The organism is Erythrobacter ramosus, assembly GCF_009828055.1.
Lineage (GTDB): Bacteria > Pseudomonadota > Alphaproteobacteria > Sphingomonadales > Sphingomonadaceae > Erythrobacter > Erythrobacter ramosus.
In genome coordinates, this window is sequence record NZ_WTYB01000002.1 from 742,528 (window position 1) to 757,943 (window position 15,416).

The following is a 15,416-nucleotide window of genomic DNA, read 5'->3' on the forward strand; positions in this document are numbered from 1 at the left end:
GTATTCTTGCCATAGTCGGGGCGGGCTCGCCTCGCAACCTCATGGGTTGGCGCCGTCAGCCTGCCTCGCAGACGTTGATCGCGTCAGGCGCGGTGCGTTTGGTGCCGCGCTGGAAGCGTGCGAAATATCCCTTGATGTCAGGGCGTTCGATGTACTCGACCAGCACATAGCCGACCGCTTCGAACTCGCAGAACAGCAACGTGTGCGGCAGCCCGTGACGGCCAACCGGACTGTCGCTTTCCACGACCACGATCTGCCCCCCGGCGTTCAGCGCGGGCCACATGTTCCACAGGAAGGCGTAAGGATCGGTCACTTCATGGTACATGTGGACCATGAAAATGCGGTCGAAACTGTCGGGCGGAAGCTGCGGATTGTCGGCATCACCGAACTTGATCGAGATGTTCTCGAGCCGCTCGCGCTCCACTCGCCGGCCGAGCCGGTCGAGCGCTTCGCGGCTGATGTCCTGCGCCAGCACGCGCCCATCGGCGCCGACCCGTTCGGCCAGGCGCACGGTGTAGTACCCCTCGCCCGCGCCGATATCGGCAACGGTCATGCCGGAGCGAAGGTCAGCAAGGTCCATGACGACCTGTGCTTCATTTCGCTCGTCACGCGCGTCTTCGTTGGAGAACTGGTTGGAAACGACCTTGGCGATCGGGCGATCGGGCTTGGGGAAGCTCACTTCGCCTGCGGCCGGATCGCCGGTGACAGGCGCAATGCCATCGCACCCGGCCAACAGCAGCGCTGCGCCCACTCCCAAACCAGACCAGACCGCAGGGCGCCGCATCGGGCTTACTCCACGTCCTCGATGTCGACCTTCTCACCCGTCACCCGCTGAGCAAGCGCAGCCGAGATGAAGGGATCAATTGCGCCATCGAGCACAGCGTCAGGGGCGGTCGAAACCACCCCGGTGCGCAGGTCCTTGACCATCTGGTAGGGCTGCAAGACGTAGGAACGGATCTGGTGGCCCCAGCCAATGTCGCTCTTGGCCGAGTGTTCGGCGCTGGCGGCTTCCTCACGCGACCGCATCTCCGCCTCGTAAAGCCGTGCCTTGAGCATGTTCATCGCGATTTCGCGGTTCTTGTGCTGACTGCGATCCTGCTGGCTGGCGACCACGATGCCGGACGGCTGGTGCGTGATACGCACCGCGGAATCGGTGGTGTTGACGTGCTGCCCGCCCGCGCCGGACGCGCGATAGGTATCGATCTTGAGGTCGGCGGGATTGATGTCGATCTCGAAGGAATCGTCGATCACCGGATAGACCCAGACACTCGAAAAGCTGGTGTGGCGGCGGGCGCTGCTATCATAGGGGCTGATGCGAACCAGACGGTGGACGCCGCTTTCGGTCTTGGCATAGCCGTACGCGCCGTCACCCTTGATCAGCAGCGTCGCAGACTTGATGCCAGCCTGCTCGCCGCTCTGATACTCGACCGTCTCGACCTTGAAGCCGCGCCGTTCGGCCCAGCGGCCATACATGCGAAACAGCATTTCGGCCCAGTCCTGGCTCTCCGTCCCGCCCGCGCCGGCGTGGATTTCGAGATAGGTGTCATTGCCATCAGCTTCGCCCGAAAGCAGCGCCTGCACCTTATCGGCATCCGCCCGGTCGGCGAGACGTTGCAGGGTTGCCAAGCCATCCTCGACGATGGTGTCTTCGCCCTCGGCCTCGCCCATTTCGATGAACTCGATCGCGTCGGCCATTTCGGCGGCGATTTCGTTCACGGTGTTCACCGCCGTCTCAAGCGTCTTCTGCTCGCGGCTGATCGCCTGCGCCTGCTTGGGATTATCCCATAGGTTCGGGTCCTGCACCCTCGCGTTCAACTCATCGAGCCTCCGCAGCGCGCGATCCCAATCGAGCGACAGGCGCACCAGCGCCAGCGCCGCTTCGATCCGGTTGATGTAAGCCTGGCCTTCGGCCCGCATCGTCTATCCTTCAGTGATGCTCTAAAAAAAGTCGGCCCCGCTTAGCGCTGCGCGCGCGATTGTAAAGCGGCTGCGCCGCTGCCTGAGGCCCTACTTCTTGAGCGCGCGCACCGCCGCCAAGGTCTTTTCGACATGGCCGCGATAATCGGCGGCCGAATGCACTGCGACGATGCTGCCGTCGCGCGCGATCACGTAAGATGTGCGGCTGGCATAGCCCGAGCCACTGCCGGCCACATCATAAGCCGCCATGATCTTGGCCGAGGCAACGCCGACCGGGAAGGCATCGCGGCATTCTTCGCGGCTGAAGCGCTTTAGGGTTTCGATATCGTCGTTCGACATCCCGATGACGCTCGCACCCGCCGCCTTGAACTGCGGCATCGCGGCGGCAAAGGCATTGGCTTCCAGCGTGCAGCCGCTGGTGAAGGCCTTGGGGTAGAAATAGAGCACCACCGGCCCCTTGGCCAAAGCGGCGCTAAGCGTAAATCCAAACTCCGACCCGGCGAGCGCGGCGCGGGTGGCAAAGGCGGGGGCCTTGGCACCCTTGGGCAGTTCAGCCGAAGCGGAGGTGACGGTCATCGCGGCGAGCCCGATCAGGGCGAGCGCGGCGAAGGGGGTGAAGCGGGTCCGGGTGCTGGTCATGGCACACTAACCCGCCAGCCCCGCGACCGGTTCCACGCAAGATCAGTCAACCCCGCCTTCATCGATGAATTCGACCGCATCCGGGGCAGGCTCGTCAACCACCGCGCTTTCAGCGTTCTGCCGCCCGGCGCGGATCAGCGCGAGGATTTCGTTGCGCTTGGCCGCGATGGCGTCCTGCCGGGTGTAACGCTCTGGCTCAGTGTCGGGCTTGAAGGCTTCCCAGATGATCGCGGAGCGCGGGTCGTCTGTCGGCCAGCCATCGAACACGCGCTTGCCCGAGCGGCGGTCAACCCGCACCATGCGGACACCCGCAGGCGCCACTGCAGGAAGGTCAGACCACTTGGGCTTGGTCTTCTCGATCAGGCTCTTGATGATCGGCGCGGCAATCGTGCCGCCAAAGGCATAGCCGCCCATATTCCGGGGTTGGTCGAAACCGATATAGGCGCCAGCGATCATCTGCTGCGTGCCGCCAATGAACCACACGTCCTTGGGGCCGGTGGTGGTGCCGGTCTTACCGAACAGCGGCAGGTTCAGCGGATTGAGCACGGTCGCGGTCCCACGGCTGACCGCGCCGCGCAGCATGTGCATCACCTGAAACGCGGTGCGCGCGTCCATCGCCTGCGCGCCGCGCACGCCGAAGCGCGGCATCGGCTTGCCATCCCATTTGGCCATGTTGCAGCCACGGCATTCACGGTCGTCAGCGCGCCACAGCACCTTGCCGCGGCGGTCCTGCACATAGTCGATCACGGTCGGCGGATTGAGCCGCCCGTGATTGGCAAGCGCGCTATACGCGGCAACCATCTTGACCAGCGTCGTCTCACCTGCGCCCAGCGCAGTCGAGGGATAGGCCGGGAACTTGCCGATCCCGATCTTCTCGATGCCTTTGACAACATTGTTCATGCCCGCCGTCATGCCGATCTGCACGGTCATGATGTTCTGCGACTGTTCGAGCCCAAAGCGCATCGGATGCTGCCCGCCGCTGCCCGAGCCGCGAATGCACTTCTCGCCGAGATTGGCGCCCTGATAATAGCAGAAGCGATTATTATCGACTTGGGTCGAAGGGGTCATGCCGGTATCGAGCCCGGCGGCATAGACGAACGGCTTGATGGTCGAACCCGGCTGACGCATCGCCTGCGTGGCGCGGTTAAAGTCCGACAGGCGGTGATCGAACCCGCCCTGCATCGCCAGCACTCGCCCGGTCTGTGCGCTCTCGACCACCAGCGCGCCCTGCGCTTCGGGGATGGTCCGCACGTTCCAACCATTGCCGCTGGGATTGGCGGCAATAACGTCGCCTGCTTTCAGCGCGTCGGGCAGATTGCCGAGCGGTGCTTCCTTGCCATCGGCAAAGCCGATCCGCGCCGATTGCCCGCTGCGACTTGTGACAACGCCAACGCGCCAGTCCTTGTAGCTGATCCCGAGCGGGGAGCTTTGTAGCTGGCTCGCCCAATTGCCGGCGCTGACATCGAGTGTCGCAATCGGCCCCGCCCAAGCGCGCCCACCATGATAGCGCAGCAAGCCTTCGCGCAGCGCATCGCGGGCGGCGGTCTGCATCTGCGGATCAAGCGAAGTGCGCACCCACAGCCCGCCCGCATAGACCGAGTTTGGCCCGGTCTCCGCCGTCTCGCCAAACCGCGTGATCAGTTCGCGGCGGACTTCTTCGAGGAAGTAGCCCGCATCCACGCTCCGCTCACGCCGCTGGGTGACGAGGCCCAAGGGCTGCGCCGCAGCCGCCCGGCGTTGCGAGCCGGTGATGAAGCCGTTCTCTTCCATCTGGCCGAGCACGAAATTGCGCCGTTCAAGTGCGGCCTCTTCCTGACCCTTGCGGCCATAACGCTCCGGCGCCTTAGGCAGGATCGCAAGGAAGGCCATCTCGTGCAGTTCGAGCGCATCGACATCCTTGTCGAAATAGGCGCGCGATGCGGCCTGCACGCCAAAGCTGCGCCGCCCGAGCGGGATTTCGTTGAGGTAGAGTTCAAGGATTTCCTGCTTGGTCAGCACCTGTTCGATGCGGCCGGCGAGGATCATTTCCTTGAGCTTGCGCGTAACGGAGTATTCGTCGCCCAGTAGCAGGTTCTTGGCGACCTGCTGGGTGATGGTCGACCCGCCGACCGCTCGCTCACCTGAGCCAAACTTGGTAGCATAATCGAACACCGCATTGGCCGTGCCGAGGAAATCAACCCCGCCGTGGCTGAAGAAGGTTTTGTCCTCGGCTGCGAGATAGGATTCGATCAGCTTTTGCGGGAAATCGGCATATTGCAGCTGCACCCGCCGCTCACGCGCATAGGTGTGGACGATCTCGCCGTCATAGCCGCGCACCACCGTGGGGAGCGGCGTTTCATAGGTCAGCAGCGCTTCGGCTTCGGGCAGGTCGCTTGCCAGCCACACGAACACCGCGATCCACAACGCGAGGAACACGCCGAATGCGCCCGCGACGAGCTTGAACAAGAAGCTCTGCCGCCAACGATCACGAAACCATGCCAGCGCCCCGCCGAGATCGCGGTTCACGCGGTAGCGCAGGTAAGCCCAGGTGGAGGGCGCGCCGGGTTCGGCAACAGGTGAGGCGGTCGGCTCAGTCATGGACGCGCGGCAACTAGCACGCGGGGATTGACCAAGGCTAGCCGATTTCCCATCCTATTCGCCGTCCGCCGCAGGAACGCTGCGCCGCGCGAAATAGACCCGGATGGCACGCGCCAGTACGCCGGCATATTCAGCCCGCCCTTCCGCCGTGGTCAGGCGCGCACGATCGGTAAGGTTGGTGACGAAGCCGCTTTCAAACAGGACCGACGGCACATCGGGCGCGCGCAGCACGGCAAGCCCGGCAGCGCGCTTGGGCTGGGGGACGAAGGCCAGTTTGCGCTCACCTTCACGCAGGACCAGGCCGGCAAAATCGAGCGCGTCTTCCTGCGTGCGCTGCTGCGAGAGTTCGACCAGGATCGTGCTGACCGCAGCGCTCTGCCCATCAATCGTGATGCCATTCAATCGGTCCGCATCGTTTTCGCGGGCAGCAAAGCGCGCCGCCGCCTCGCTCGATGCTTCATCGGACAGGGTGTAGATGCTCGCCCCGCTGACATCATCGCGCTCCCCGGCGGAATCGGCGTGGACCGAGATGAACAGGTCCGCATCAAGCAAGCGGGCGATTTCGGGCCGATAGGGCAGCGGGAGAATGCGATCATCCGCGCGGGTCAGCGCGACCCGGATCCCGCCTTGGCGCAGCAATTCATCCCGCACAGCAAGCGCAATGGCGAGAGTGATGTCCTTCTCGTTGAACTTGCGCCCCTCAGGATCGGTGCCGATTGCGCCCGGATCGCGTCCACCATGCCCGGCGTCGATCACCACAAGCGGACGCGAGGGATCATCGGGGCCCTCCACCGATGGTAAGTCGATTGTCGCGCCCTCACTTTCGAGCGCAAACCGCAGCACATAATCGCGTCCCCACTGGGGCACGGGGATCGTCAGACCCAGCACGCTCGCCCCGCCAAGCACGGCAATCGGTGCCAGAAACACGATCAGCAGAAGAGTACGAAAACTCATGATGGTAAGGTGCTTACGGTCTCGCGCGCCGCTAGCGCAATAGAGTTGCGGGGTTTGCCCCACAGTGCTAGCGGTATTGCCAGAGAGGTTGCATCACGGCGCACTTTGCGCTTCACCTGCGATCCTCTTGCGCCGGGGCACCACCATTCCTCGCACCCGGCCCAGTACAGGTTGATGTAGTGACAGAACGTTTTTCCCGATCGATGAGCACAATGCGCAAACAGCGCGTGCGTGCCCTCGCGGGTCAAGATGCGGCGCTCGGCCGCACGTTCCACATTGCAGACACGAGCTTCGCGCAGAGCGCCGCTGGCGGCCAAAGCGCGATTTCCCCTTCCGGCACAGCTATCACGCAGGCCGGTTCACCACATAAATCGCGTCCCCTTCATGCCCCATTGCGGGCAAGGCCGGACGCATGGAGAATATTCAATGTCAACGCGCATGCTAATCGATGCGCGCCACCCGGAAGAAACACGGGTGGCGGTTCTGCAGGGCAACCGGATTGAGGAATTCGATTTCGAATCTGCCGAACACAAGCAGATCAAAGGCAATATCTATCTCGCCAAGGTAACCCGGGTTGAACCCTCGCTACAAGCGGCTTTCGTCGACTTTGGCGGCAATCGCCACGGCTTCCTCGCCTTCAGCGAAATCCACCCCGACTACTATCAGATTCCCAAGGCTGATCGCGACGCGCTGCTGGCTGAAGAGGCTGAAGCGGCTGAAGAAGAAGAACGTCTGCGCGCTGAAGAGGAAGATGAAGGCATCTCCCCCGGCGATGAATATGACGCCGAAGAAGAAAGCGGCGAATCCCTCGCCGAAGACTTTGCCGAAAACGGCGTCGAGGAAGTCGACACCTCCGACAAGGATGATGTCGCCACCTTCGAAGGCGGCGCATCGGATGATGACAATTCGGACGACGAAGACGGTTCGGACGACGACGCTGACAATGGCGACGATGACCAGAACGGCGATGAAAACGCCGATGGCTCGGATCAGGATCGCGGCCGTGGTCGCCGGGGCCGCCGCCGTCAGGGCAGCAAGGGCGGCGACAACGGTGCCAATAGCAAGGGAGGCCGCAGCCGTGCCAAGCAGGTCGACGAAGTGCGCGCCAAGCGCATGGCACTGCGTCGCCGCTACAAGATTCAGGACGTAATCCAGCGCCGCCAGGTGCTGCTGGTGCAGGTCGTCAAGGAAGAACGCGGCAACAAGGGTGCAGCGCTCACCACCTATCTCAGCCTAGCCGGGCGTTACACGGTGCTGATGCCCAACAGCTCCAGCGGCGGCGGTATCAGCCGCAAGATCAGCTCGACCAGCGATCGCAAGCGCTTGAAGGACATGGTCTCCGATCTCAAGCTGCCCAAGTCGATGGGCCTGATCGTGCGCACCGCCGGCATGAGCCGCACCAAGCCCGAGATCAAGCGTGACTTCGATTACCTCGCCCGCGTGTGGGACGAGATCCGCGAGAACACGCTGGCATCTGTGGCGCCCGCGCTGATCCATTCGGACAGCGACCTGATCAAGCGTGCGATCCGCGACATCTACAACAAGGAAATCGAGGAAGTCGTCGTCGAGGGTGAGGACGGCTACAAGTCGGCCAAGGCCTTCATGAAGATGCTGATGCCCAGCCACGCACGGCGGGTGAAGGCCTATTCCGATCCGGTGCCACTGTTCCAGCGTTACGGCGCGGAAGATCAGCTGCGCGCGATGTATGATCCGATGGTACAGCTTAAAAGCGGCGGCTACCTGATCATCAACCCGACCGAGGCGCTGGTCTCGATCGACATTAACTCAGGCCGCTCGACCAAGGAACACGGGATCGAAGCGACCGCGCTTCACACCAACCTTGAAGCGGCCAAGGAAATCGCCCGCCAACTGCGCCTGCGCGACATGGCCGGTCTGGTCGTGATCGACTTTATCGACATGGAGTACCCCTCCAATGTCCGTAAGGTCGAAAAGGCGATGAAGGACGCGCTCAAGAATGATCGCGCGCGCATTCAGGTCGGCCGCATCTCCAGCTTCGGCCTGATGGAAATGAGCCGCCAGCGCCTGCGCACCGGCGTGCTCGAAGCGACCACCCGCCCCTGCCCGCATTGCGACGGCACCGGTCTGGTTCGCACCGCATCGTCGGCGGGCCTTTCGGCTCTGCGCTTGATCGAAGACGAGGCTGCGCGCGGCAGAGGCACGCTGATCCGGCTTGCCGCCAGCACCGAAGCAGCGATCTACCTGCTCAACGAAAAGCGCGCCGATCTGGTCGAGATCGAACAGCGTTACGGCGTGAACGTCGCAGTCGTGCCCGAAGGCGAGGATGAAGGCGCCAAGATGGCCGTCTCCAGCTCCGGCCCGCGCCCGGCCTTTGCGCCCAAGTTCGAACCGATCGTTGACGACGAGCCGGAAGATGACCTGCCCGAGGAAGAAGAAGACTTCGCCGAGGAAGAGGTTGAAGAGCGTGAGCCCCGCCAACCGCGCCGCGAACGCGCCGACAATGACGACGAAGGCGGCCGGAACAAGAAGAAGCGCCGCCGCCGCCGTGGCGGTCGCAACCGCAATCGCGGCGATGAAGGCGAAGGCGCCGAGGGTGAAGGCTCCGAAGACGGCGCTGAAGCTGGCGACGATGGCGACGACAATGGCGAAGCCCGCAACGCCGATGCCAGCGACGACAACGGCACCGAAGGCGCCAATGACGGCGCGACCGACAGCGAAGGCCGCCCCAAGAAGCGCCGCCGCCGCGGTGGTCGCGGGCGCAAGCGTCGTGACGGCACCTACGAAGGCAGCGAAGGCGGCTCCGATGGTGATACTGACAGCGATGGCAGCGAAGCGCAGGATGACGGAGAGCCCGCCGCCGAGGCCGAAGTAGCGGCCGCACCGGCCGAGGCTGAGGTTGCTGCCGATGTGCCCGAAGTCGAAGTGGCCGAAGCTGCTCCGGCGGAAAAGCCCAAGCGCGTCCGTGCTCCCCGCAAGAAGAAGGAAGCGGTTCCGGTTGCCGAAGTGGCGGCCGAACTCGCACCGGAAATCGCAGCCGACGCTGCCGATGTCGCCGCAGAGGCTCCCGCCGAAGCGCCGGCCGAAAAGCCCAAGCGCAAGCGCGCGCCGCGCAAGGCGAAGGTGGCCGAAGCCGAACCGGCTGAAACCGCCGAAGCAACCGAACCGGCAGTGGTTGAAGCGGCTCCGGGCCCTGAGCCCAAAGCCGATGCCGAACCTGATGGGGATGGCAAGCCGCGTCGCGGTTGGTGGCAGCGCACCTTCGGCGAGTAAGCGCTCGCCGATCAGGCCAAGCATTCATGGGGCGGGAGCGGGCAACCTCTCCCGCCCTTTGCTATTGCGGCTTGCGGGCGATGCCCCACTCCATCCACCCGGCAAAGCGCGGGGCCTTGGGCGTGTAGCCTTCACCCAAAGTCTCAACCGCAAAGCCTGCGCCTACAAGCGCGCCCGCGATCGGCCGCGTCAGGTGACAACCGCCTGCGAGGCGCTTCCAGACCGGTTCGATCCGCTGCTGCCAGCGACGCACATCACTGTCGGGCGCGCGGCCATGTTCGAGGAACAGCGCTTGCCCGCCGGGACGCAGGATGCGGCGCAGCTCGCGCATCACCTGGGCCGGATCGCTCACCGAGCAGAGCGTAAAGGTGCAGACCACGCAGTCGAAGCTGGCGTCATCGAAGGGGATCGCTTCGCCCCACCCTTGCCTGAGATCGGCCGCCCAGCCCTTGACCCGCGCCGCCGCCCGGGCGCCATCTAGCAGGCCTTCATGCGGGTCGATTCCCGCATAGGAGGTGATCGCTTTGGGATCGTAGAATGCATGATTAATCCCGCCGCCGCAGCCCAGCTCGAACACGTCTCCGCGCGCGAGCGGCACCACGGCAGAGCGCCGCTTCATCACCTGCCCTTGCGAGCAGGCGCAGGTGATCAGGCGCGGCATGACGTTCGCCTCGTACCAGCTGGTGATCCCCATGCGTCGCTCCCCGTCCCGCTCAACATCGGGTTTAGCCCGATGCTGGCGCAAGGAAAGCTGTGCTTTGTGCTCAGGCGGGGACTTCTGCCCCGCAGAAATCGAACACCCGGCCGGAATGTTCGGGCGTCAGGCCAGCGAGCACGCGCAGCAGATTGGTGGCGGCATCTTGCGGCGTGGTCAGTTGCCTCTCGGCAAGGCCCGACTGGAACGGCTGGGACAGGCCGCTATCGACCGTTCCCGGATGCAGGCCGACAATCACGCTCTCGGGATGGGTGCGCGCCATTTCCAACGCGAAGTTCCGCAGCAGCATATTGAGCGCCGCCTTGCTCGCCCGGTAGGAATGCCATCCGCCAAGCCGGTTGTCCGAAATCGACCCGACCCGCGCCGAAAGCGCCGCGAAGGTGAAGGCGCTCCCGCGCGGCATGATGCCCAGCATATGCTTGGCGATCAGCGCCGGGCCGATGGTGTTCAATGCCAGAACCTCGGCCATAGCGGCGGGATCGAGGCGCTTGTACGTCCGCTCCGGCCCGGTGCCATCGGCCAGCGTCAGCACGCCGGTTGCTGCGATCACTAACTCGGGGGGATCAGCGCGCATCGCTTCGGCAGCTGCCGCGATGCTGGTCTCGTCCTTCAGATCGAAGGCGAACGGCCGGATTCCCGCGCCCTCAGGCCCCTGTCCCGCGCGCGATCCGGCATAAATTACCTCGGTCCCACCCGCCGCCAGCGCATCGCAAAGCGCACGGCCGATCCCGCCCGAAGCACCGAAAACGCATGCGATCCTTGGCGCGCCCTGCGCGCGCTGTCCTACATTATCCATGCCTGTTAAAGCGCCCGCATGTCTCGCCAGTTCCCCGCTTTTTCCGGTGCAATTGAAGCAACTGCTGCACGCAGGTTGAGGGGGGAGCATTTTGTCCTTCTGGACAGTGTCTCATGTGTCTCCAACAGCGGTCCCGTGCTGCGCTCAACATCTGTGCGAAAGCCTGCAACAATTGCCAGCCACCGCCCGCTTGCGCCGGGGGACAATGGCGTTAGATAGGGTGCAAATCGAAACGGGATCAGTACATGGCGACCTTCACTCTCCCCAAGAATTCCAAGATCAATGCCGCTGGCAAGGTGCACAAGGCATCGGGTGGGCGCGTGAAGGCGTTCAAGGTCTATCGCTATGATCCCGACTCCGGCCAGAACCCGCGCTACGACAAGTTCGAGATCAATCTCGACGAATGCGGGCCGATGGTGCTGGACGCGCTGTTCAAGATCAAGAACGAGATCGACCCCACCCTGACCTTCCGCCGCTCGTGCCGCGAAGGGATCTGCGGGTCATGCTCGATGAACATGAACGGCAAGAACGGCCTCGCCTGCACCACCGCGATCGAGGATCTGAAGGGCGAGATTCGCATCACGCCGCTACCGCACATGGACGTGATCAAGGACCTGGTGCCGGACTTCACGCACTTCTACGCGCAATACGCCTCGATCCGCCCGTGGCTCCAGACCGTCACCCCGACGCCGAGCGGCAAGGAGCGGCTGCAATCGCCCGAACAGCGCGAACAGCTCGATGGGCTCTACGAGTGCATCCTGTGCGCCTGCTGCTCGACCTCGTGCCCGAGCTATTGGTGGAATTCTGACAAGTTCCTCGGCCCGGCGATCCTGCTTCAGGCCTATCGCTGGCTGGCCGACAGCCGGGACGAGATGACCGGTGAGCGGCTTGACGATCTGGAAGACCCGTTCCGCCTCTATCGCTGCCACACGATCATGAACTGCGCGAATGTGTGCCCCAAGGGTCTCAGCCCGGCCAAGGCGATCGCCGAAACCAAGAAGATGATGGCCGAACGCGCGATCTGATCCTCGCAGACTGACCGGACAGGCGCGTAGATATGGCGACCAGCGAACCCATCAACGCGCCGTTCGATCACCACCCCCTCGCGCCCGATGAATGCGGCGGTGAGGCTGGCTGGCACAGCTGGAATCTGGTCGACAGGACGCGGTTCAACACGGCTGTTCTCGGCGATATGCGGGTGCGCAAGGAGGGCGACAAATGCCGCCTGCGGATGTTCCCCGAACGCCGCCACACCAATCTGGGCGACAACATCCACGGCGCGGTGACGCTGGGCTTGATCGACATTGCCCTGTTCGCCGCGATGCACATCAACGGCAGCGGCGAGGCCGGGCCTTCGGTCACGGTCGAACTCTCGACGCAATTCGTGGGCGCAGGCGATCCCACGCGTCCGCTCGATGCCGTCAGCGAGATCGTGCGCGAGACGGGGCGGATGCTGTTCCTGCGCGGCTTTGCCACCCAACCCCGCGATGACGGGACCGAGGATATCATCGCCAGCTATTCGGGCATCGTACGCAAGATGCGCTCGCGCGTGTGAGCGGGCTGCTGGCCCGTTACGATGCGCTGATCGCCAGCGATGAGCTTCGCGCAGACCCGGATCAGCGCGCAGCGGCGGAGAAGCTGGCTGCGCTCCAAACCGCGCTTGAGGCCGAGGCTCCCTCGGGTAGGCTGCTGGGCAAGTTATTCGGCAAGAAACCCACGCCCCCTCGTGGCATCTACATCTGGGGCGGCGTCGGGCGCGGCAAGTCGATGCTGATGGACCTGTTCGTCCAGACGCTCGCCATTCCGGCAAAACGCCGGGTCCACTTCCATGCCTTCATGCTCGAAGTCGACCGCCGCATCGCCGAGGCGCGCAAGGCGCAGTTAAAGGACCCGCTGATAGCGGTCGCCACGCGCCTGTCCGAGGAGGTGCGCTGTCTGGCCTTTGACGAAATGGTGGTGAACAACACCGCCGATGCCGCGATCATGGGCCGGTTCTTCACCGCGCTGATGGAGGCGGGCACGGTGATCGTCACCACCAGCAACCGCCCGCCGCGCGATCTCTACAAGGACGGGCTTAACCGCTCGCTGTTCCTGCCCTTTATCGATCTGGTCGAGCGCGAGATGGACGTGCTGTCGCTGAACGGCCCGACGGATTACCGGCTCGACCGGATCGGCGACCTTACGACATGGCACGCACCAATTGGCGATAGCGCGACAGCGCAGGTGCGCGAGGCGTTCTTCCGTCTCACTGACTTCGAACCCGAAGACGCTGCCCATGTACCGAGCGGCACGCTTGATCTGGGCGGCGGGCGCACGCTGCATGTGCCCAAGAGCCTCAAGGGCGTCGGCGTCTTCAGTTTCAAGAAGCTGTGCGGGGAGAACCGCGGCGCGGCGGATTATCTCGCGATCGCGCGCAGCTTTCACACCGTGATCCTCGTCGGCATTCCGCGCATGGGGCCGGAGAACCGGAACGAGGCGATCCGCTTCACCAAGCTGATCGACGCGCTCTACGAACACCGCGTGAAGCTGTTCGTGACCGCCGCCGCCGAACCGGAAGCGCTGTATCAGGCGGGCGATGGCGCCTTCGAATTCGAGCGCACGGTCAGCCGCCTCAACGAAATGCAGAGCGCGGAATATATGGCGCTGGGGCACGGCACCGAAGACTAAGCGCTCACCCCGAGCTGGGTGAGCGATTTCTCCAGCATGAGCAATTGCCACAGCGTGCGCGAATGGTCCGCGCGGCCGGCGATATGGGCTTCGGCCATGGCGCTGATCGCCTGCGGGTCGAAGAACCCGGTTTGCGCCAGCCCGCCGCTCGCCCCGATTCCCCGCGCCGCGCCCGCCAGCGGCCCCCTCAGCCATTCGGCAATTGGGGTCACGAAGCCCTGCTTGGGCCGATAGAGAATGTCGTGCGGCAGATAGCGTTCGAGCGATTTCTTGAGCAGATACTTGCCCGTCGAACCCTTGACCCGCATCCCTTCGGGCAACCTTGCGGCGAACTCGACGAGGCGGTGATCGAGCAGCGGCTCGCGCGCTTCGAGGCTCACCGCCATGCTGGTGCGGTCGACTTTGGTGAGAATATCGCCCGGCATCCAGAACATCAGATCGGCATATTGCGCGCGGTCGAGCCCTGAGCGGCCCGGCGCGGCGCGCATCAGGGCGATCAGCTCATCCTCACCGCGGAAGCCTTCGAGGCTGGCGGTGAAGCTGTCCGAATACAACACCCGGCGCGCTTCGGGCAGCATCACGGAAAGCCCGCGCGCATAACCTTCCTCACCGCTCTCGGCGAGGGCCAGCAGGGTTGACTTGGCGCGCAGAGGACGGGGTGCCCAGTCGGCCTTGGGCCATGCCCGGCCCAATGTCCCAAACAAAGGCGCGCGCAGGCCAGCGGGCAGGATCGAGCGCGCGCGTTCCTCGTGGTGGTGGAAAACTTGCCGCCGGTATCCGCCGAACGCTTCGTCCGCGCCGTCGCCCGAGAGCGCCACGGTCACCCGTTCGCGCGCAAGCTGGCACACGCGCCACGTGGGCAGAGCCGAAGCATCGGCGAAGGGTTCATCGAACATCGCGGCAAGCTGGTCGATGGCGCTGAAATCGTCGGTCGCAACAATCCGCTCGGCATGATCGGCGCCGAATTTGGCGGCGACCTGACGGGCATAGGACGTCTCGTCATAGGCGGCGACATCGAAGCCGATCGAGCAGGTCTGCACCGGCTGGCTCGACGCTTCGCTCATTAGCGCGACGACGCCCGAACTATCCACCCCGCCCGAAAGAAACGCCCCCAGCGGCACGTCCGACACCATGCGCGACCGCACGCCTTCACGCAGCAGGTGGACGAGCTGCGCCGACAGATCCGCCTCGCTCCCCCGCTCGCGCTGGGTAAAGTCAATGTCCCACCACCGCTGCGGCCGTCCGGGCGTGCGGCCCTGTTCCAGCAGCCAGAAATGGCCAGCAGGCAGCTTCTCCACGCCTGCGAGGATCGAATGCGTATCCGGGACATAGCCCCACGTCATGTAAGCCTCGATTGCCTGCGGGTTCACGCGGCGGCGCAGCAGCGGGTGCGCGAGCAGGCCCTTCAGTTCCGAGGCAAAGGCGATGCTGCCATCCGACAGCGGCGCGTAGTACAGCGGCTTCACCCCGAACCGGTCGCGCGCCAAGAACAGCTGGCGCTTGTCGCGATCGTACAGCGCGAAGGCGAACATCCCGTCGAGCCGTTTCAGGCAATCCACCCCCCAGCGCTGCCACGCGGCGAGGATCACCTCGGTGTCGCCCGAGGTGCGGAACGTAAACCCGGCCTGCTCAAGCTCGCGGCGCAGTTCGCGGAAGTTGTAGATCTCGCCGTTGAAGACGATCACCGCGCGCCCATCGGGCGTGTGCATCGGCTGGGGAGACCCGGCGAGGTCGATGATCGACAGGCGGCGGTGGCCGAGGCCCACGCCCTGATCGGTCCACACCCCCGACCCGTCAGGCCCACGATGGGCGAGCGCGTCGCACATCCGCTCGACCCGCGACGGGTCAACCGGCTTGGGCGTTTCGGCATGGAAGATCCCGGCAATCCCGCACATGGTCTTG

Annotated in this window: 12 protein-coding genes; 4 read left to right on the forward strand and 8 right to left on the reverse strand. The window is 64.4% G+C overall.

The window, feature by feature from the left end:
• Window positions 1–55: 55 nt before the first annotated feature.
• From GRI59_RS10185 to GRI59_RS10205, 5 genes are all read right to left on the reverse strand, one after another.
• Window positions 56–784, reverse strand: a complete 729-nt coding sequence (locus GRI59_RS10185; protein ID WP_160761061.1) for a class I SAM-dependent methyltransferase — start codon at window positions 782–784, stop codon at window positions 56–58.
• Window positions 785–789: 5 nt separating this feature from the next.
• On the reverse strand, window positions 790–1,917 hold the full coding sequence (gene prfB / locus GRI59_RS10190; protein WP_160761062.1) for a peptide chain release factor 2: 1,128 nt from the start codon (window positions 1,915–1,917) through the stop codon (window positions 790–792).
• Window positions 1,918–2,007: 90 nt separating this feature from the next.
• Window positions 2,008–2,556 carry a peroxiredoxin gene (locus tag GRI59_RS10195; protein WP_160761063.1) on the reverse strand — a complete coding sequence of 183 codons (549 nt, stop codon included), beginning with the start codon at window positions 2,554–2,556 and terminating at the stop codon, window positions 2,008–2,010.
• A 42-nt stretch (window positions 2,557–2,598) separates the two neighbouring features.
• On the reverse strand, window positions 2,599–5,133 hold the full coding sequence (locus tag GRI59_RS10200) for a penicillin-binding protein 1A (protein ID WP_183363607.1): 2,535 nt from the start codon (window positions 5,131–5,133) through the stop codon (window positions 2,599–2,601).
• Window positions 5,134–5,187: 54 nt separating this feature from the next.
• Window positions 5,188–6,087, reverse strand: coding sequence for an N-acetylmuramoyl-L-alanine amidase family protein (locus tag GRI59_RS10205; protein ID WP_160761064.1), 900 nt, complete (start codon window positions 6,085–6,087; stop codon window positions 5,188–5,190).
• Window positions 6,088–6,513: 426 nt separating this feature from the next.
• On the opposite strand from GRI59_RS10205, the gene GRI59_RS10210 reads away from it, so the two are divergent.
• Complete coding sequence (locus tag GRI59_RS10210; protein ID WP_160761065.1) at window positions 6,514–9,336, forward strand: Rne/Rng family ribonuclease; 2,823 nt, start codon at window positions 6,514–6,516, stop codon at window positions 9,334–9,336.
• A gap of 61 nt (window positions 9,337–9,397) precedes the next feature.
• On the opposite strand, the gene GRI59_RS10215 is transcribed toward GRI59_RS10210, so the two are convergent.
• The gene (locus GRI59_RS10215; protein ID WP_160761066.1) at window positions 9,398–10,030 is read right to left on the reverse strand and encodes a class I SAM-dependent methyltransferase; all 633 of its coding nucleotides are present in this window, start codon (window positions 10,028–10,030) and stop codon (window positions 9,398–9,400) included.
• A 70-nt stretch (window positions 10,031–10,100) separates the two neighbouring features.
• Window positions 10,101–10,847: an SDR family NAD(P)-dependent oxidoreductase gene (locus GRI59_RS10220; protein ID WP_160761067.1), complete on the reverse strand. Its 747-nt coding sequence runs from the start codon at window positions 10,845–10,847 to the stop codon at window positions 10,101–10,103.
• Between the two features lie 245 nt (window positions 10,848–11,092).
• Between GRI59_RS10220 and GRI59_RS10225 the strand changes: the two genes are divergently transcribed.
• From GRI59_RS10225 to zapE, 3 genes are read left to right on the forward strand one after another with little or no spacing between them, the layout of a single operon-like run.
• Window positions 11,093–11,872 (forward strand): succinate dehydrogenase iron-sulfur subunit, encoded by a 780-nt coding sequence (locus GRI59_RS10225; protein WP_160761068.1) that lies wholly within the window; start codon window positions 11,093–11,095, stop codon window positions 11,870–11,872.
• A 32-nt stretch (window positions 11,873–11,904) separates the two neighbouring features.
• Window positions 11,905–12,402 carry a PaaI family thioesterase gene (locus GRI59_RS10230; protein ID WP_160761069.1) on the forward strand — a complete coding sequence of 166 codons (498 nt, stop codon included), beginning with the start codon at window positions 11,905–11,907 and terminating at the stop codon, window positions 12,400–12,402.
• Window positions 12,399–13,514, forward strand: coding sequence for a cell division protein ZapE (gene zapE, locus GRI59_RS10235; protein ID WP_160761070.1), 1,116 nt, complete (start codon window positions 12,399–12,401; stop codon window positions 13,512–13,514). Before GRI59_RS10230 ends, zapE begins: the two co-directional genes overlap by 4 nt.
• On the opposite strand, the gene GRI59_RS10240 is transcribed toward zapE, so the two are convergent.
• Window positions 13,511–15,409 (reverse strand): XrtA/PEP-CTERM system amidotransferase, encoded by a 1,899-nt coding sequence (locus GRI59_RS10240; protein WP_160761071.1) that lies wholly within the window; start codon window positions 15,407–15,409, stop codon window positions 13,511–13,513. The two genes, zapE and GRI59_RS10240, sit on opposite strands and share 4 nt — an antisense overlap.
• Window positions 15,410–15,416: the final 7 nt, after the last annotated feature.